Origin of the sequence: Legionella cardiaca, from assembly GCF_029026145.1 — a bacterium.
GTDB lineage: Bacteria > Pseudomonadota > Gammaproteobacteria > Legionellales > Legionellaceae > Tatlockia > Tatlockia cardiaca.
The window spans coordinates 114,295-132,847 of record NZ_CP119078.1 but is presented as its reverse complement, the minus strand read 5'-3'; the positions used below and the strand labels follow the sequence as shown (position 1 = coordinate 132,847).

The following is an 18,553-nucleotide window of genomic DNA, read 5'->3' as shown; positions in this document are numbered from 1 at the left end:
AACTTAATATACTTTAGAGAGTTCAACTCGGCTGACACCACTTGCAATAGCCGCTTTAGCGACAGCAAGTGCTACCCGTTCCTTTAGACGGGGATCAATGGGTTTGGGGATGATGTAGTGCGGGCCAAATTCCCAGTTAGTTACACCAGGATAATTGTCCTTTACAATTTGAGGAACTGGCTCTTGAACCAGCTGGCGGATCGCTTCAACTGCAGCAATCTGCATTGATTGATTGATGCACGTAGCACGAACATCTAGCGCTCCGCGGAAGATATAGGGAAAACAAAGAACATTATTGACCTGATTTGGATAATCACTGCGACCAGTAGCAATAATTAAGTCATCGCGAACTTGATGAGCAACTTCCGGACGTATTTCCGGATCAGGGTTTGATAATGCAAAAATAACTGGTTGAGGTGCCATTAATTGCAAAAGTTCGGCATCCAATAAATTAGGTTTAGCAACACCAATAAAAACATCAGCATCTTTGAGCGCATCTGCCAGGGTTCGTCTATCTGTCTTTCGTGCAAATGCAAATTTATAAGGGTTAAGATCTTCTCGACCAGAATGGATAACACCTTTGCTATCCAAAAGAAGCATCTTTTGCTTATCTGCTCCCAATGCTACTAAAAGGCGCATTGAAGCTATTCCTGCGGCTCCCGCGCCGATGCAAACAATATTAACTTCTGAAAGTTGCTTTTTCTGTAACTCAAGTGCATTAAGCAAACCAGCAGCAACAACGATAGCAGTACCATGCTGATCATCATGAAAAACTGGAATATTTAATTGTTCAATCAAAGATTGTTCGATTTCAAAACACTCTGGGGCTTTAATATCCTCTAAATTAATACCACCAAAAGTTGGTGCTATTCGCTTTGCAGTAGCAATAAATGCTTGAGAATCTTCGGCATCCACCTCAATATCGAAAACGTCAATATCCGCAAAACGCTTAAATAGAACGGCTTTACCTTCCATAACAGGTTTGCTGGCTAAGGCACCAACATCACCCAAACCAAGAACAGCTGTGCCATTAGTCATCACAGCCACTAAGTTCCCTTTTGCAGTATAACGAAATGCATCTTCTGGATTTTCAGCAATAGCAAGTACGGGCTCGGCCACACCGGGTGTATAGGCAAGCGACAAATCATCTTGCGAATTTGTTGATTTAGTGACGTGAACAGCCAATTTCCCAGGTGTCGGAAATTCATGGTATTCCAACGCGCGTTCTTTTAATACATCTTTAGCCAAAGTATTCTCTCTTTTCGGATGCCCGGCGAAAAATCATATAGAAAAATGTTACCGATGAACAGTCATTTTGCAAAAAAAAGGCGCATATTTGCTGCGCCCTCTCATTTTTTACAATAATGAAACAAAATGGATAATTATTTATTCCTTATTTGTCTTTTTTAAATTATAACGATCACGGAATTTTTGTACTCGACCACCGGTATCAACCAATTTTTGCTTTCCAGTATAGAATGGATGGCATTTTGCACAAACTTCAATGTTAAGATCTTGAGTACGAGTTGAACGAGTTTCGAAAGACTCTCCACAACTGCAGGTTACATTAATAACTTTATACTCTGGATGAATAGACGCTTTCATAATACTACTCTCTTTTCAAAAACGAGCATCGCCACCTGAACCTTGTCGGGCACCATGCTCTCAATATAAGACGCGCAACATTATCAGAATTTCAATTATAGATCAATTTTTCTGCTGTGGTAAAAGCCGTCCTTCTTGAAAAAAAGTTACTTTACCGGTTTTTAGATCATGCACGCCTGCAACAATGCCAATTTGTCCTTTGGCTACCAGAGCACTGATAATTGGACTTTTCTCAAGAATTTGTCGTGCCACATTTAGTGCATTGTTTTTAGCAATCGCATTAACTAACTCTGGTTTGGTGCAATCTTTTAAACCAATCTCCTGCTTGGTGGGTTGCACAACCGGTTTAATCTTATCAAGAACATGATCAAGATGGCCAAGGCTTACATCTTCACAAGCCCCCGCTACAGCACCACAAGAAGTATGGCCTAAAACAACAATCAAACGTGAACCGACTGCTTTGGTCGCATACTCCATACTCCCTAAGATATCGTCATTCAAAATGTTGCCAGCAACACGTAAAATAAACAAATCGGCAAGGCCTTGATCAAAAATCAATTCAGGCACAGAACGCGAATCCATACAGTTAAGAACCACAGCCCAAGGAAATTGACCATAAGAAGAACGCTTTGCCTGACCTAAATAATCTCGTTGCTTCATGGTATTCGTCAAAAAGCGCTGATTGCCTTCCTTTAAGCGATTCAAAGCATCTTGTGGTGTCATTGCTTGTTGGGTAGTTGCTGACGTTGTTTTACCCATTGTTAAAACTTCTTCGGCTGTTTCAGCATATGCGCTTAAAGCAACAAAGAGATACAGGGTTGCTAAAAAACCTCTGGCAATCGATTTATGCATGTTTCATCCTTAATTGTTTTTCCATTTGATTAAAATCTGACACTTAGGAGTTACAAATCTCTACCCATACTGGTGCATGGTCGGAAGGCCGCTCCCATTTACGAGGTATCTTATCAATTTTTGAAGAAGTACATAAACTATTTAATTCATTACTCAACAAAATATGATCTATACGTAATCCACGATTACGACGAAAAGCACCGGCACGGTAATCCCACCAACTAAATGACTGTTCTTCTTGAGGAAAATTTCGAAAGGTATCGCTTAATCCGAGGGCGAGTATATCTGCAAATGCCTGACGCTCAGCGGGACTAACCATAACGCAATTTTGCCATTCCAAAGGGTCGTGAACATCCCTGTCATCAGGAGCAATATTAAAATCTCCAACCACCGCAAGCTTAGGGTATAACAATAATTGTTGCTTAATAAAGGCAACTGTTTTTTCTAACCATGCCAATTTATAAGTATATTTTTCAGAAGTTAATTCCGAACCATTTGGTACATAAAGATTGATAAGGCGCAAATCACCGATTGTTGCCGCTAATACTCGACGCTGTGGATCAACAAAATCGGGGATATCAGTCACTATGTCGGTGATTGGTTGACGGCTTATAATTGCCACACCGTTATAAGTTTTTTGTCCGGCGAAGATGACGTGATAACCCAGCTCTGCAAATATATTAGTAGGAAAGAGTTCATCGACAAGTTTTGTTTCCTGTATCGCTAAAATATCAATATCTGTCGACCTCAACCAATTTAATACATGCTCAAGCCGTATTTTAATAGAATTTACATTCCAACTCGCGAGCTTAAGCATACCAATCCCCCGTATATTCAATCATTAATGGTGCATGATCAGACCAACGTACATCACGAAACACGGTGGCATTTGCCACACTATTTGTTAAACCTGGTGTAATGACCTGATAATCAATTCTCCAACCAACATTTTTCTCTCTTGCTGTGGGGCTGCGATAAGACCACCACGTATATTGTTCTTCTTGTTGATTTACTACGCGAAAAGCATCAATAAAACCCATTGCACCAAAGAGTTCGTCCATCCATGCCCTTTCTTCTGGCAAAAATCCTGAGTTTTTTTGATTGCCACGCCAATTTTTTAAATCAACTTTTTTATGAGCAATATTGTAATCCCCACAAAGAATTAGCTCCCGCCCTTCTTTTTTTAAATTGATCAAGTGCTTAGCAAAACGCTCTAAAAAATCGTATTTTACAGCCTGACGAATTTCGCCACTGGTACCAGAAGGTAGATAAAGAGAAACGATACTCAATTTTGGATAATCAAATTGCAGATAACGCCCCTCATTGTCACAATAGTCAAAACCCAGCCCTTTTACAACTTTCAGTGGTTTATGTCGCGCATAGATTGCCACACCGCTGTAACCTTTTTTTTGTGCATCGTAATATTGGCAATAATAACCTTGGGGACAGTAAGGGAGTTCTGAAGACTCACTCATCTGTGCTTTTGTTTCCTGTATACAAACAAAATCGACATCTTGAGTAGCCAACCAATCATAAAACCCATTACGAGCAGCAGCTCGCACCCCATTTGCATTAAAAGTAATTACCTTCACAGCTTTCACCTATACATTATAAAACAAGTTGTTTCGCAATTTTACCAAGCCTTCTCCCCAATTGCTTTGCAAGAACCATTTCATCCTGGCTAAGAGGATTGTTACTGGAAGTACCTGCAACGTGTGTTACACCATAAGGCGTACCACCTGTTTGTGTTGTGCTAAGAGTAGGTTCTGTGTAAGGTAAACCAATAATCATCATGCCATGATGAAGCAAGGGCAACATCATGCTTGTTAGTGTTGTTTCTTGACCACCATGCATAGATGCTGAGGAAGAAAAAACGCAGGCAGGTTTATCGACCAAATCACCAGCAAGCCATAAAGGGGTTGTCGTATCTAAAAAATATTTAAGTGGTGAGGCCATATTGCCAAAACGAGTTGGACTTCCCAATGCCAGTCCCTGACAATCACGAAGATCATCCAAGCTTACATAAGGCGCACCACTATCTGGCACCGTCTTGTCCACGGCTTCACAGGTTGCAGAAACCGGGGGTACTGTCCGCAATCTTGCTTCAAGGCCATCAATACTTTCAACACCTCGAGCTATATATTGGGCAAGCTGAGCTGTTGCACCATAGCGAGAATAATAAAGGACAAGAATATAAGGTTTAGCCATTAATCAGCTCCCATATTTTTTCAGGTGGACGAGCAAGAAGAACCTGTTCTCCTAAGACAGCAATTGGTCTTTGCAAAAGCTGCGGGTGAGTAATAATCGCTTGTAAAATTGTTTTCTCATCTGCTGTTGCTAAATTTAATTCCTTGTAGAATGTTTCATTTTGGCGAACAATTTCTGACAAACCTAATTTTGCGCTAAACATTTGTAATGCGTCATACGATAGTCCTTGACGTATATAATCAACAACCTCTACTGGAATAGAAGCCTCCTGAAGCAATTGTAAACAAGCGCGTGATTTGGAGCAGCGCGGATTATGATAGAGGGTGAGCATTTTGCGTTCCTTAAGCACCAATTTGGCTAAGAATCCTTTAAAATTTTTAATAAATCAATGATTACTCTGTTAAAAAGAAATAAAACAATGATTTTTTGAATCTGCATACCAAAGAATTTCGGGGGTTTTAGTAAAAAAATATAGGATCTCTTTTATAACTTAGCTATTCTGGCTTATGTTATGCAATAGATTTTGAATCACTATGAAATCCGGGACGGATTCTCAATGAGGACACGCCCAACTATTGAACAGCAAAATAATTTAGCAACGAGATTGAGGATGCAATTAGCTAACTTTTTCAAGGATTTGAAAAATAAAAGCTTCATAAAATTTCAGGAAGCAAAACGCTTTATTTTGTTTGTAATAGAACACTTTATTAAAGACGATTGTACCTACAGAGCCTCAGCGCTGGCCTTCACGAGTCTTCTTGCAGTAGTGCCTTTAATGAGCGTCGGTCTTGCGCTGCTATCCTCATTCCCGGTATTCCAGAATTTATCAGGTCCCATCCAAGATTTTATCTTTGATAATTTTGTTCCAGCAACAGGAAAAATTATTCAGGATTATTTGCAACAATTCTCAGCGCAAGTTTCAAAATTATCAATTTGGGGAGTGGTGTTTTTATTTGTAACCGCCTTATTGGTTATGGTAACCATAGAAAAAGCCATGAATAGAATTTGGAAAGCCCATACCGCCAGAAAAGGAGTTTCAGCCTTCTTACTTTATTGGGCGATTTTATCATTAGCACCAATACTCCTGGGCTTAAGCCTCGTCGTAAGTTCTTATATTTTATCAATACCTTTCATTCGCGGATATCATGCCCCTTTAATTCTTCTCAATAGTATTCCATTTTTGTTATCTCTTGTGGGGTTCACCTTTTTATATGTCGTGGTACCTAATTGCCCAGTTAAAATTCTTCATGGTTTATGGGGTGCCGTGGTCGCTGCCATTTTATTTGAGTCTGCAAAACAAGCTTTTGCCTATTATTTGGCCCAATATAACACTTACCAATTATTGTATGGTGCTTTCGCAACCGTGCCCATTTTTTTCGTTTGGGTTTATTGGGTTTGGGTGATTACCCTTCTTGGTGCGGAAATAAGTTATGCTCTTTCAGTCCATTATAAACGGCGTCCAGGAATACCGATTGAAGGTTTTTCTCATGCCCTACTTTGGTTGTATAAACTTTGGCTAGCGCAAAAAGCAGGACGCGGTTTAACAAGAGAAGCATTAATTTCGGCCAGTACACAGCCCTTTGCCGTGAACGTTGATGACATGATTAATGAATTAATACGCCTGGAGCTTATTCATAACACTGAGGCAGACGAATTAATGTTAAGTCGTGACTTAAATCAAGTTAGCCTATACTGGCTAACTCAACATTTACCTTATCGTTTACCAACACATTCTGAATTAGAAAGAGAAGAATCGATTCATGCCGCTCCCTGGCGCAATGTGCTCGACAAAACAGATATTGAACTGCAAAAAGCTTTAGCCATTAATTTAAACCAACTTTTTAACCAAGTCCCTGGGGATTCGGTTCAAGTGATATGACAGCGGGTGGTAATAGTTGGGAACAGAGCTTAAGAGCCTGGGAAAATTCAGGCACAATATTCTCCTTACCGACCAAGGTAATAATACCTGCTTTTTCAAACTTGCTTTGGACCGTAGAAGTAGCTCCAGTTAACAAAACGCGCACCTGACGTTGTCGCAAATTAGAAATCACTTCCTCTAGAGTTTGCAGGCCGGTGATATCCATAAAAGGGACCCAACCAAGGCGAATAATTAAGGCTTTAGGTTCAGTATGAGTATTTTCTAATGCCTGTTCAAACTTTTCGGCTGCACCAAAGAAAAATGGACCATCTACTGTATAAACCAAAATATCTTTCGGCAAGACATTTAATCCCTGATTCTTAAATTCCTGCTGCAAGTCTTGGTCACTCATTGCTTGAACTTCAACACTGGAAACCATACGTCGTAAAAATTGTAAGATTGCCAACAAGACTCCTACATAAACGGCAATTACCAGGTCAAGTCCAATGGTTAAAACAAAAGTTGTTAATAAAATCGCCACATCAGCACGTGGAGCACGCTTAATCATTTTTACAAAATGACGTGCTTCACTCATATTCCATGCAACAACGAATAAAATAGCCGCAAGTGCAGCCAAAGGAACATTAACCGCTAGTGGTGCAAGGAAAATAATAATTACTAATAGGGTTATTGTATGTACAATCCCAGCTAAAGGACTACTACCGCCATTACGAATATTGGTGGCCGTTCGGGCAATTGCACCTGTTGCCGCAAAGCCGCCAAATAGTGGCGCTGCTATATTTGCAATTCCCTGTCCAATTAACTCCTGATTAGAATTATGACGGGTTCCTGCCATACCATCAGCCACTACAGCAGAAAGTAATGATTCAATAGCACCCAACATGGCAATAGCAAAAGCAGGTCCCATTAATTCATTTAAACGAGCAAAGGTTATTTCAGGCCAATGAAAACTAGGTAAGCCTTGCGGAATACCACCAAAAGTACTGCCGATCGTTGCCACACCTTCAAAATGGAAAATCGCTTGCAAACTTGTTGCAACCACCAATGCCACTAAAGGTCCTGGAACGCGTTTCAACCCCGGCAACTTAAATGAGTATTTTACAATTAACAAAGACACGAGAGCGAGTGCTGTCGTGGTTAAGTTAAGCTGAGGAAAAACTTGTAAAAGATGCCACAGCTTTTCATGAAAATGAGTGCCAGAAACAGCTGGTAACCCGAAGAAATCCTTCCACTGACCAACCCAGATAATGACTGCAATGCCTGCCGTAAATCCAACAATAACCGGATCAGGGATGAATTTAATGATTGTACCTAAACGTATTAACCCTAAGAGAAGCAAGATAACACCAGCCATCAAGGTTGCAATTTGCAACCCCTCTATACCATATTTTGCTGTAATGCCTGAAAGAATAACAATGAAGGCTCCAGTAGGGCCTGCAATTTGCAAACGACTGCCACCAAGTAAGGAAACCAAGAGGCCGGCAACAATAGCAGTATAAAGGCCTTGTTCTGGTTTTGCACCAGAAGCGATAGCAAATGCCATAGCAAGTGGCAAAGCCACCACGCCGACAATAACCCCTGAAATAATATTGCGTAACCAATGTTGGCGCTGCAATAAGCCTGCACGATAAGCTTCTAATACGGCAATCACGATAGTACTTCGTTAATCAAGATTGGCTGCATTATACACATAATCTTAACAATTTTGCGATAAATATTTACAATAAAATGCAAATTCATGCATTCTGAGCAAATTTACTAAATAAAAAAAGAGCCATTTTTATTCGACTTAATATTATTCTAAGTTACGTTGTTTAAAATATAGGGCACCTTTTCCAAACTCAAAAAAATATGACAAAACATATCATTGGATTTTTTTGTGGCACGGGTTATAGCACAGGCTCTAGCCTTTATGAGGGTGGTGACGCAAGTTATCAACATATCATCGCTAATGTTTCAAATGACACCAAAATTTTTGGTTATGATGGCTGTCAAGTGCATGGTGGTGGTGCCTTTTCTTATGGGGTTGAGGAGCAAGCCGATGCATTTATTGCCGAGCTGAAACGACTCAAGTTAACCGAGCCCATCCAACTTAATTTGATTGCGCATTCTCGTGGTGTACTTTCTGCGTTAATCGCTATTAAGAAAATTCAAGCTGATCCTGAATTAAAGGGCATGATAGAAATTACTGCCGACTTCCGTGATCCTGTACCTGGCAATTTTCAAATAACCACGAAATTTGCTGGAAATTTGGCAAGTGCGAACCTGGTTCACGATTTAAGTGAGTGCGACATTGTTAAAAAAGTTTTTATTACCTTACAAGAAAAGCCCATTATTCCTCTGGCTTTCGATGCCTTGGTACCGAAGTTTCATTACAGGACAAAAGTCGAGATAGAAACTTTACCTGGTTATCATGATGTACAACAAAGAGCATGGGAAGCAAATCGTGAAATTGAGTTTCATGAACCCTTGCTAATGCTGGGAAATGCAAAAACATTAGCAATATTAAAAGATGATGGACACCAACTACCCTATACTGTGGGGAGTAAGTCCTTAGATGAACAACAAATTGACGCTTACGAAAGACTACTTCCTTGGGCCAGGGCACGCGAGATGCCATTTGGGGAAAGAGATCTACATTTTGGCGGCAAGCTCATAGCCAATAATGCTGCAAAAACTGATATTGATGCAATTAATTGGCGCCATGCTTTACTCAAACGGCAAATACCTAACCATATTCTGTACGGTACAACCCAACCTGATTATAACTATCGCAAAGATAATTTTGAGCATTATTGTGATCTTACCTTGGCCTTAGATAATTTCCTTGTAAAGAATAAAGATAAGCAAGCTTTCGTTGAACAGATTCGCAACATTTCTCAACGATATCTATATGGTACATTAACAACAGAAGACTATCGTGCTCAATGCAAAGCCTACTTCGTTCAGGCTTCGGTACAGGATAAGCAACTTAATAAAGCAATCAATTTCATGAGCTTAAATTCTTATTTAATTGAGCTGGAAAGAACCATCGCCGAACTTTCCCAATATAATCCACTCCTTGGTAATCTCCAAGCTTTAAAACTAGTATTGCTTTCTGAACTCGAAGCTGAGATCCAGGCTGGTAAATCACTGGAAGAAATTGACGCCTCCAAGGCAATTAAAATTGCTCATAATACAACAATCTTTATTAAAGATATTCTGGAAAAAACTAATCCTCTAGAAATCATCGAGGCTACTGACAAATACGCGAAAGAAAACATACGCTTAGGTAGAAATTGGAATTTAGGTGCCAAAATAATTATTGGCGCTATAGTTTGCATTGCTGCCACCCTAGTAGGTGCAATTATCGGTGCAGCAGCGGGTATTGCAATTGGATTGGCTGTTGGTGCCATTTCAGGTCCAGGTGCGCTCGCTACAGCAGGTGTTGGAGCTTTCATTGGTGGTCTTAAAGGAGCAATAGCTGCTGCAACGCTGGCCAGTGGCGCTGTTGGACTTGGTTCAGGTTTAGCTGCGGCTAACTATTTCTTTAAACCGTCACCGGTTGAAAATGAAATTCAAGCCCTTGCAAAAGCAACTAAAACGGAAGCGGAGGCTGATTTACACTCTCAAGAGTTTGCTTTTTAATTTGCTTTTGCTCTCGCATCTAAAATGGGTTGCAATGCAACCCATTTTTACTTTCAACTTCAAATTTCTTATAAAATATAACGCGTTAAATCATCATCATCCACTAATTTACCTAGATGTTTCTCAACATAAGCAGCATCAACATGAACAGTTTCTCCTGCCTTATCAGTGGCCTCGAAAGAGATTACTTCCAGTAGACGTTCCATCACCGTATATAATCGTCGAGCACCAATATTCTCGGTACGCTCATTAACTTTCCAGGCAACTTCTGCAATACGACGAATACCAGATGGGTCAAAGGTCAATTCCAAACCTTCAGTCGCCATAAGTGCAGCATACTGCTCAGTTAAAGATGCGCTTGGTTCAGTTAAAATCCTTACAAAATCTTCAACACTTAAGGCTGAAAGTTCAACACGAATAGGTAAGCGTCCTTGTAATTCAGCAATTAAATCCGAAGGCTTGGCTACATGAAAGGCACCTGAAGCAATAAACAGGATATGATCAGACTTAATCATACCGTATTTCGTGGATACTGTAGTTCCTTCAACCAATGGCAAGAGATCGCGTTGTACCCCTTCACGTGACACATCACCACCACCGCCATGTTCGGCCCGTTTTGCCACTTTATCCAACTCATCAATAAAGACAATGCCATTTTGCTCGACATTTTCAATAGCACGAGTTTTTATATCTTCTTCATTAATTAATTTGGACGCCTCTTCCTCACGCAAGATCTTCATTGCCTTGGCGATAGTCAATTTACGCATTTTGGTGCGACCGGAACCCATCTGCTGAAACATAGACTGCAACTGATTTGTCATTTCTTCCATGCCAGGAGGAGCCATAATTTCCACACCCACTTGGGAAGCAGATAATTCAATTTCAATTTCATTATTATCAAGTGCACCTTCACGTAATTGCTTACGGAAAATCTGGCGGGTTGACGAATCTTTTTCACTCGCGGTCAAGCCGATTCTTGCAGGAGGTAATAACACATCCAAGATTCGCTCTTCTGCCGCATCTTCGGCCAAATGCTCTACTTTCTTCATTGCTGATTCACGTTCCTGTTTAACAGCAATATCAATTAAATCGCGAAGAATAGAATCAACATCACGTCCAACATACCCCACTTCAGTAAATTTAGTTGCTTCAACCTTAAGAAAGGGAGCCTTTGCTAATTTTGCCAGTCTTCTTGCAATTTCTGTTTTACCTACACCGGTTGGCCCTATCATTAAAATATTTTTAGGCATAATTTCATTGCGTAAAACAGGATCTTTAATTTGCATCCGGCGCCAACGATTTCGTAACGCAATGGCAACGGCTCTTTTCGCCTCATCCTGGCCGATAATATGTTTATCTAATTCTTGTACTATCTCACGAGGAGTCATCATTACTGTGTTATTCACTGTTCGCTATCCAATTCTTCAATAGTTAAATTGTGGTTGGTATAAATGCAAATGTCAGCGGCAATGGCTAAACTTTTTTGCACGATTTCCATCGCCGATAATTTGGTATTTGCCAACAATGCACGAGCCGCAGACTGTGCAAAGGGGCCACCAGAACCAATTGCAATTAACCCTTCTTCAGGTTCAATTACATCCCCATTACCGGTAATAATTAAAGAGGACGTAGTATCTGCAACCGCTAAAAGTGCTTCTAACCGACGTAAAATTTTGTCAGTTCGCCAATCTTTAGCTAATTCCACAGCCGCACGTACTAAATGTCCTTGATGCATTTCAAGCTTTCGTTCAAAGCGTTCAAAAAGCGTAAAAGCATCTGCTGTACCACCGGCAAAACCAGCAATGACTTTATCTTTATAGAGACGTCGAACCTTGCGGGCATTGCCTTTCATGACAGTGTTTCCCAAGGTGACTTGTCCATCGCCACCAATTACAACTTTATTACCTCGTCTGACGGAGAGGATGGTTGTGCCGCGATATTGCTCCAAAATATATCCTTGTTAAAGACAGAATGGGCTTTAGATGGGGATGAGAAAAAAAAAATCAATGGACCGCTAAGAATTTTTTCTTATTTAAAAGCAGAATGCTCAATATTGGTGTGGCATTTTTCGCAAATTCCTTTTAATTCAATCGTATCTTGTCCAAGATAAAAAAGATTATCTTGCGCCAGCTTCTGCACTATATTATGCATAGTGGTACTATATACTTCCTGCACTTGATAGCAATTACTACAGACCATCAAAATCTCAGAAGGTAAATGCTTCTCAGGTTCATGACAAAGTGTGTAAGATTGAATCGATTCAATTTTATGAACCACTCCTCCCTCTACAAAATAGTCAAGAACACGGTAAACAGAAGGTGGCGTGGCGTTTTGCTTTATTCGCGTAAGTTTTTCTAAAATTTCATAAGCTTTCAGAGGCTTTTTCTCAACCCATAAAATGAATAACACCGTCTTGCGCAAGGAGGTCAACTTAAGATCAATTGAGGCACAATAATTTAGAAACGGAGCAGGGTAGATCATGTATTTTTCCGTAGGTGTCCCGATAAAATCTTGTTAAAAAATGTCTTATAGAAAGAGTAATGTTATTAGAGGCCTAATACTTTATTTCAAACTATTTATAAAAGATACACCATGTAGTAAGGGCTGAATAGCTAAGTGTTCAGCAATAGTTTGTCCGATATCAGCAAAAGTATCTCGTCGTCCCACAAATTGACTGCTGCAACCTGGACCAAACGCCAAAACAGGAATATGCTCTCGAGTATGATCCGAACCTGGCCAGGTTGGGTCACAACCATGATCCGCAGCTATAATCACAAGGTCATCCGCTCTGAGTAGTTGCATCAACTCTGGAAGTCGAGCATCAAATTGTTCTAACGCATGTGCATAACCTGCAACGTCTCGTCTATGCCCATAAGAGGAATCAAAATCTACAAAATTGGTAAAAATCAAACTGCCTTCTTTAGCAGTCTTCATTGCCGCAAGCGTGGCGTCAAACAAGGCCATATTACCATCAGCTTTGATAGTTTGGGTTAATCCTTGATGAGCAAAGATATCGGCAATTTTTCCAATGGCTATCACTTCCCTGCCTGCCTTTTTTAGCTCGTCTAACAACGTTGGAGCAGGGGGCAAGGTGGCATAGTCTCGGCGATTGCCAGTTCGGACGAATGAACCGGGAGAACCAACAAATGGCCTGGCAATAACCCGGCCGATTTGATAGTCATCGACTAATTCACGCGCAATTTCACAAATGTCATATAACCGTTGCAATCCAAAGCTTTGTTCATGGGCAGCAATTTGAAACACGCTATCAGCAGAAGTATAAAGAATAGGTTTTCCAGTTTTAATATGCTCTTCACCAAGTTCGTCAATGATGGTCGTTCCAGAAGCATGCTTTTCTCCTAAAACACCAGGCAATTTGGCCCTTTTAATAAATTCATCAACTAATTTTTTAGGAAAACAAGGCTGTTCATGAGGAAAATATCCCCAATCAAAACGTACCGGAACACCAGCTAACTCCCAGTGGCCGCTAGGGGTATCTTTTCCTAAACTTTGTTCAACGGCATAGCCATAATACCCAATTGGCTCAGCAAGTGTAGACAAATCCAGCAAGGATTCACCTGAGCTGGCTATTGCCGCGTGATATAAACCAATTTTGGTTAGATTTGGAATCTGCAAAGATCCACTACGTAATCCTTCCTTGTCAGCACGATTCTCATTGCAAGCCATATGAATATGACCGAAAGTATTAGCTCCTTCATCGCCATAGCGATTTGCGTCAAGGCTTGCTCCTATCCCTAAAGAATCCATTAATAAAATACAAACGCGTCCTGGCATTTCTTATTCCTCGATTTGACGGCAGTGCGTTTCTTTCAAGCCTAGCAAAGCAATTAATGCCACAATTAAGCCCAAAGGTAAAATAATGGCAGCGAATTGGTAGTCACCTAGCGAATAGACAGGAACGTCATTAATCATTTGCATTTCACCATGGCGCATTAACAGAATGCTGAATAAATTTTGATAAACGATATAACCACCTTGTGTCAAAATCGAAACAACACTCACTGCCGTAGCAGTCATGACGGGTGAACTACTTTCGGCAACCAAGGCATAGCTGATAACTTGAGATGCAGTAAAAAAGCCTAATAAAAAGAACAGAATTTCCATGAAAGGTAAAGAAATAGGTGCATATAACACTAATAACATTGTTATTAAAGATGCGATAGCTCCAATCTTCATTGGCAATACGCGTAAACCTAACTTATCTGAGCACCAGCCTAATACGGGACCTCCAATAATTGCCCCCAGGAATAGCATCGTGTTGACAACGGCCGCATCTTCTTTGGCAATGCCCATTCGTTGTACTAAATAAAGAGAACCCATCATGGCACCAAAAACAGCAATGGCCATATTCATCAGACTGGTATACAACGCTGCTTTTAATGTTTGTGGGTTTAAGTACGCTTTTTTAGCTGCAGCAACAATGGAAATTTTGGACGCAATTTTTTGCCCTACATCCTTTGTCTTCTCGATAATGCCAAAAGACATAAAGAGCAGCATGGCAGTTCCAAGCCACCCCACCTGCATTAAAGCATCTCGCCAACCGATTTGGGCGACTAGTTTAGTTAGAGGATACTGTGCCAACATGCCTCCTGTCATCGCCATGGTTACAATCGCTCCCGTTATCAGAGCCATTCGCCGAGGCGGAAACCAACGAGAAGCTAAACGAATTGGCCCAAGAAAACAAAATGCGCTGCCAATACCTGTAACAAAGCGACAAAATAGAGCGAGATAAAAGGATTGTGCGTTTGCTAAAATAAAGGTACTCATTACGCAAAGAAACATGGCAAACAGAATAGTCTTTTTTGTAGAGAATCGATCCAGAACAAACCCTGCGACAAAAAGGAAAATAACATTCGACAAATAGTAAATACTTGATAAATAAGCCATTTTGTCAGCTTGCACATGAAAATCATGCATGATGTTATCAGCAATCGATGCAAACATATTGCCTTGAATAAATTCATAAAAGAAGAATAATGAGGCACTAAAACAAACCAACCATGGCAAGAATGAAGCAGTTAACTTCTCATCTTTATATTCTTCCACCATCTGCATAAAAAACTCCTAAGTCCTAACGTTTGCAGTAAGTTTCGCGGGTTAACAATACAGCAAGCAGAGCGGCGACTGCTGTAAGAGGAAACATCCACATTGCATATTGAAAATCGGCAATTGTATAAGCTTGTGCAGCAATGCCTGCGTGATGTTGAATTAATAATCCAAATAACACTTGGCCGACTCCGGCGCCCCCCATAATTAACACGGAAGCGATCCCCGTTGCAGCACCTGTTATTTCTTGAGGGTTACTTTCAGCAATAAGAGGATAACTAATAACTTGCGTACTACTGAAAAATCCAAGGCCAAAAAATAAAATACTCAATGCGGTTTGTGATAAAGCAATATCCATAAACAATGGAACAACTGTTAATAACGTTGCGATTGCCCCTACTAGCATCAATGGCTTGCGTCGTCCCTGATTATCAGATAACCAGCCAACGAGAGGACAACCTACGATACTACCTATAAAAATAAGACTTACCACATTACTGGCAGCAATCTCTGGCAAATGATGCACAGTTTGTAAATAACTGGCACCCCATAGAGCACAAAGTACCATTATGGGTAAATTAAGAAAACAGGTATACAAACCCGCCAGCCAATTCTGTCGATTACCAAGCGCTTGCAGAAAACTTGGAATAATAGACGGTTGTACTGCTTGTTTTTGCCTATCAAGCACGTTCGGTCTATCTTGTACCACAAGGTAAATCCATGCTAACAACAGTGCTCCAACTACCCCATCGATTAATAAAGAGCGTCGCCAGCCATAATATTCATTAAGATGAGCAAAAGGAGTGTGAGCCATCATCCCACCAAGAAAAGCCATTGTTACCAATGAGCCAATTACCAGAGCCTGGCGGCGAGGGGGAAACCAGTGAGAAACTAAAACAACACAAGATAAGAAACAAAAAGCATTACCAATGCCGGAAAGGAAATGAAAAAAACACGCTAATGCAAAGGAGTTTGTCACTGCAAAACCGAGGGTGCCAATAACGCAGACCGCCATTGCGGTAAGAATCACTCGACGTGTAGAAAAGCGATCGAGAATAATGCCTGCGGGTAGAAGAAATAATATATCGGCCCATAAATAAGTACTAGACATCCAGCTAAGCTGTGCAGCATCTAAGTGAAAATCATCGCGTAAAGGTTGATTGATAACGTCAAAGATATTCAGCTGGAAGAATTCATAAAAGAAAAACAAACCTGCTGACAAGCACACTAACCACGCCATCATGTTATTACGAGGTAAAATTACCCCGGAATCTACTGCAATAGAATCAGACAACGTTACTCCTTAGCACGGACCGCCAAAAGTTGCGGCGAATTATATCAAAAATCGGACGGAATTGGTATCTTTATTGCACAATTATTACTATAGATTATTTCGCCAGACCACATTTAAAATGATAACGGCAAGTCGCAGCATAAGCTTCATTCCCACCAATTAAAAGTTGCTCGCCTTCAGAAATGGCTTGACCATGCTCATTCATACGCAAATTCATTGTTGCCTTGCGTCCACAATGACATATCGCTTTAATCTCTATAAGTTCATCAGCCCAGGCAAGTAAATATTGGCTTCCTTCAAATAATTCACCTCTGAAATCGGTACGTAAACCATAAGCTAACACTGGAATATTTAGCTTATCGGTAATATCCGTGAGTTGATACACTTGATCGCGCGTTAGAAACTGGGCTTCATCCACTAATATGCAGGCCAGGGGTTGTTGTTTTAATTTTTTGTTCGTTTCTTCATAGAGATTATCTTTAAGATGAAAAGCAAACGCTTGTTCTGATAAGCCAATGCGAGAATGAATAAAACCTTGCTCATAACGAGTATCGATGGCAGGTGTATATAATAAGGTTTGCATACCGCGTTCGCGATAGTTATAGCTAGCTTGCAGTAATACGGTACTTTTTCCTGCGTTCATTGCTGCGAAATAAAAATAGAGTTTGGCCATAGTTACTGCGAATACCTAAAAATTACTGTACTTTACTATGTATTCCCTACAATGACTATTGTTCTGCCAACCATTAAAATTTTTTGCAAATTGTGAAATGAAAGCCTACTATCTCATGTCTTAAAATAAATATTTATATTAGGGATAATTTATGATTCCAGTTCACGGTTATGCTGCCGATTCGGCTAAAGAACCATTAAAGCCTTTCTCTTTTGAACGACGCGAGTTAGATGACAATGATGTGTTAATCGCTATTCAATACTGTGGTATTTGTCATTCTGATATCCATCAAGTTCGCGATGAATGGGGTGGAGCCCTTTTTCCAATGGTTCCAGGACATGAAATTGTTGGAATAGTGGAGCGTGTAGGAAAAAATGTTAACCATTTTAAAGCAGGTGATCATGTAGGTGTCGGCTGCATCGTTGATTCCTGTCGAAGATGTAATAGCTGCCATGAAGGTTTAGAACAATATTGTGCAGAAGGTATGACACCTACCTATAATGGTATGGAACGAGACGGTAGCCGTTTAACCCAAGGAGGTTATTCGACCAAGATCGTTGTCAATAAGGATTATGTTTTGCGTATTCCTGACAACTTACCGCTCGATGCCTCCGCACCGCTTTTATGTGCCGGGATTACTCTTTATTCCCCTCTTCGCCATTGGAAGGCTGGTCCTGGGAAGAAAGTGGCCATTCTTGGTCTAGGTGGATTAGGACACATGGGAGTCAAATTGGCTCATGCTATGGGTGCCGATGTGACGGTGCTTAGCCACTCCTCTAAAAAACAAGAAGACAGCAAGCGTTTAGGAGCCGACCATTTTTATGCGACTTCCGATTCTGCTACCTTCTCAAAATTAGTCAACACTTTTGATCTTATTATTTGCACAGTTTCTGCAGGCATTGATTGGAATGATTATTTAAAATTATTGAGACGAGATGGTGTTATGGTGGTCGTGGGTGTTCCCGACGAAAATGTTCCCGTCGGTGCATTTTCATTAGTAGGGGGGCGGCGCAGCCTGGCTGGCTCATTAATAGGTGGTATTGCAGAAACCCAGGAAATGCTTGATTTTTGCGGAAAACACAATATTACTTCAGATATTGAATTAATCCCAATGCAACAAGTGAATGAAGCCTATGAGCGTGTTTTAAAAAGTGACGTTCGCTATCGTTTTGTGATTGATATCGCATCAATTCGTTAAGTTTAGGTAGTCTTGATATTCTTTTGTTTTATCAGGACTACTTCCCTCACTCCCCTGTTAGTTTTTATTTTCCATTGATAAGCACAATTTTTTCCTCGTTAACAATATTAATTTTATTAATTTAAGCTTCAGTTAAGAATAAAATGCTTA

At 40.4% G+C, this 18,553-nt stretch carries 18 protein-coding genes; 3 read left to right on the top strand and 15 right to left on the bottom strand.

Features of this window, described 5'->3' with window-relative positions:
* Positions 1–3: 3 nt before the first annotated feature.
* The 7 genes from PXX05_RS00605 to arsC form a co-directional block, all read right to left on the bottom strand.
* Positions 4–1,248, bottom strand: a complete 1,245-nt coding sequence (locus tag PXX05_RS00605; protein ID WP_275089123.1) for a malic enzyme-like NAD(P)-binding protein — start codon at positions 1,246–1,248, stop codon at positions 4–6.
* 138 nt (positions 1,249–1,386) lie between these two features.
* Positions 1,387–1,605 (bottom strand): 50S ribosomal protein L31, encoded by a 219-nt coding sequence (gene rpmE, locus PXX05_RS00600; RefSeq protein ID WP_275089122.1) that lies wholly within the window; start codon positions 1,603–1,605, stop codon positions 1,387–1,389.
* Between the two features lie 102 nt (positions 1,606–1,707).
* Complete coding sequence (locus tag PXX05_RS00595) at positions 1,708–2,457, bottom strand: carbonic anhydrase family protein (RefSeq protein ID WP_275089121.1); 750 nt, start codon at positions 2,455–2,457, stop codon at positions 1,708–1,710.
* A 43-nt stretch (positions 2,458–2,500) separates the two neighbouring features.
* On the bottom strand, positions 2,501–3,274 hold the full coding sequence (xth, locus tag PXX05_RS00590; protein ID WP_275089120.1) for an exodeoxyribonuclease III: 774 nt from the start codon (positions 3,272–3,274) through the stop codon (positions 2,501–2,503).
* Positions 3,267–4,049, bottom strand: coding sequence for an exodeoxyribonuclease III (locus PXX05_RS00585; RefSeq protein WP_275089119.1), 783 nt, complete (start codon positions 4,047–4,049; stop codon positions 3,267–3,269). The genes xth and PXX05_RS00585 overlap by 8 nt, the downstream gene beginning before the upstream one ends.
* A gap of 16 nt (positions 4,050–4,065) precedes the next feature.
* Positions 4,066–4,665, bottom strand: coding sequence for an NAD(P)H:quinone oxidoreductase (gene wrbA / locus PXX05_RS00580; protein ID WP_275089118.1), 600 nt, complete (start codon positions 4,663–4,665; stop codon positions 4,066–4,068).
* Positions 4,658–4,996, bottom strand: coding sequence for an arsenate reductase (glutaredoxin) (arsC, locus tag PXX05_RS00575; RefSeq protein WP_275089117.1), 339 nt, complete (start codon positions 4,994–4,996; stop codon positions 4,658–4,660). The genes wrbA and arsC overlap by 8 nt, the downstream gene beginning before the upstream one ends.
* A 279-nt stretch (positions 4,997–5,275) precedes the next feature.
* Here arsC and PXX05_RS00570 point away from each other — a divergent pair, with 279 nt between their 5' ends.
* Entirely contained in the window at positions 5,276–6,544 is a 1,269-nt protein-coding gene (locus tag PXX05_RS00570; RefSeq protein ID WP_420844637.1) for a YihY family inner membrane protein, read from the top strand.
* On the opposite strand, the gene PXX05_RS00565 is transcribed toward PXX05_RS00570, so the two are convergent.
* Complete coding sequence (locus PXX05_RS00565) at positions 6,507–8,195, bottom strand: SulP family inorganic anion transporter (protein WP_275089115.1); 1,689 nt, start codon at positions 8,193–8,195, stop codon at positions 6,507–6,509. The genes PXX05_RS00570 and PXX05_RS00565 overlap by 38 nt on opposite strands.
* Positions 8,196–8,395: 200 nt before the next feature.
* Here PXX05_RS00565 and PXX05_RS00560 point away from each other — a divergent pair, with 200 nt between their 5' ends.
* The gene (locus PXX05_RS00560) at positions 8,396–10,171 is read left to right on the top strand and encodes a hypothetical protein (RefSeq protein WP_275089114.1); all 1,776 of its coding nucleotides are present in this window, start codon (positions 8,396–8,398) and stop codon (positions 10,169–10,171) included.
* 68 nt (positions 10,172–10,239) lie between these two features.
* On the opposite strand, the gene hslU is transcribed toward PXX05_RS00560, so the two are convergent.
* The 7 genes from hslU to PXX05_RS00525 all read right to left on the bottom strand — a co-directional run bounded on the left by hslU (position 10,240) and on the right by PXX05_RS00525 (position 17,205).
* On the bottom strand, positions 10,240–11,559 hold the full coding sequence (gene hslU / locus PXX05_RS00555; protein ID WP_275090434.1) for an ATP-dependent protease ATPase subunit HslU: 1,320 nt from the start codon (positions 11,557–11,559) through the stop codon (positions 10,240–10,242).
* A gap of 14 nt (positions 11,560–11,573) precedes the next feature.
* Positions 11,574–12,119, bottom strand: a complete 546-nt coding sequence (gene hslV / locus PXX05_RS00550) for an ATP-dependent protease subunit HslV (RefSeq protein WP_275089113.1) — start codon at positions 12,117–12,119, stop codon at positions 11,574–11,576.
* Positions 12,120–12,199: 80 nt separating this feature from the next.
* Positions 12,200–12,652: a transcriptional repressor gene (locus PXX05_RS00545; RefSeq protein WP_275089112.1), complete on the bottom strand. Its 453-nt coding sequence runs from the start codon at positions 12,650–12,652 to the stop codon at positions 12,200–12,202.
* An 81-nt stretch (positions 12,653–12,733) separates the two neighbouring features.
* On the bottom strand, positions 12,734–13,966 hold the full coding sequence (locus PXX05_RS00540; protein ID WP_275089111.1) for a phosphopentomutase: 1,233 nt from the start codon (positions 13,964–13,966) through the stop codon (positions 12,734–12,736).
* Positions 13,967–13,969: 3 nt separating this feature from the next.
* Entirely contained in the window at positions 13,970–15,247 is a 1,278-nt protein-coding gene (locus PXX05_RS00535; protein WP_275089110.1) for an MFS transporter, read from the bottom strand.
* Between the two features lie 16 nt (positions 15,248–15,263).
* Entirely contained in the window at positions 15,264–16,532 is a 1,269-nt protein-coding gene (locus PXX05_RS00530; protein ID WP_275089109.1) for an MFS transporter, read from the bottom strand.
* A gap of 94 nt (positions 16,533–16,626) precedes the next feature.
* Positions 16,627–17,205 carry a thymidine kinase gene (locus tag PXX05_RS00525; RefSeq protein ID WP_275089108.1) on the bottom strand — a complete coding sequence of 193 codons (579 nt, stop codon included), beginning with the start codon at positions 17,203–17,205 and terminating at the stop codon, positions 16,627–16,629.
* A gap of 151 nt (positions 17,206–17,356) precedes the next feature.
* On the opposite strand from PXX05_RS00525, the gene PXX05_RS00520 reads away from it, so the two are divergent.
* The gene (locus tag PXX05_RS00520; protein ID WP_275089107.1) at positions 17,357–18,403 is read left to right on the top strand and encodes an NAD(P)-dependent alcohol dehydrogenase; all 1,047 of its coding nucleotides are present in this window, start codon (positions 17,357–17,359) and stop codon (positions 18,401–18,403) included.
* Positions 18,404–18,553: the final 150 nt, after the last annotated feature.

Bases quoted from the DNA above. Each gene is read 5' to 3' on its own strand.
- rpmE (WP_275089122.1), bottom strand. From the start codon at position 1,605: ATGAAAGCGTCTATTCATCCAGAGTATAAAGTTATTAATGTAACCTGC.
- PXX05_RS00595 (WP_275089121.1), bottom strand. From the start codon at position 2,457: ATGCATAAATCGATTGCCAGAGGTTTTTTAGCAACCCTGTATCTCTTT.
- xth (WP_275089120.1), bottom strand. From the start codon at position 3,274: ATGCTTAAGCTCGCGAGTTGGAATGTAAATTCTATTAAAATACGGCTT.
- wrbA (WP_275089118.1), bottom strand. From the start codon at position 4,665: ATGGCTAAACCTTATATTCTTGTCCTTTATTATTCTCGCTATGGTGCA.
- arsC (WP_275089117.1), bottom strand. From the start codon at position 4,996: ATGCTCACCCTCTATCATAATCCGCGCTGCTCCAAATCACGCGCTTGT.
- PXX05_RS00570 (WP_420844637.1), top strand. From the start codon at position 5,276: ATGCAATTAGCTAACTTTTTCAAGGATTTGAAAAATAAAAGCTTCATA.
- PXX05_RS00560 (WP_275089114.1), top strand. From the start codon at position 8,396: ATGACAAAACATATCATTGGATTTTTTTGTGGCACGGGTTATAGCACA.
- hslU (WP_275090434.1), bottom strand. From the start codon at position 11,559: ATGACTCCTCGTGAGATAGTACAAGAATTAGATAAACATATTATCGGC.
- PXX05_RS00545 (WP_275089112.1), bottom strand. From the start codon at position 12,652: ATGATCTACCCTGCTCCGTTTCTAAATTATTGTGCCTCAATTGATCTT.
- PXX05_RS00540 (WP_275089111.1), bottom strand. From the start codon at position 13,966: ATGCCAGGACGCGTTTGTATTTTATTAATGGATTCTTTAGGGATAGGA.
- PXX05_RS00535 (WP_275089110.1), bottom strand. From the start codon at position 15,247: ATGCAGATGGTGGAAGAATATAAAGATGAGAAGTTAACTGCTTCATTC.
- PXX05_RS00525 (WP_275089108.1), bottom strand. From the start codon at position 17,205: ATGGCCAAACTCTATTTTTATTTCGCAGCAATGAACGCAGGAAAAAGT.
- PXX05_RS00520 (WP_275089107.1), top strand. From the start codon at position 17,357: ATGATTCCAGTTCACGGTTATGCTGCCGATTCGGCTAAAGAACCATTA.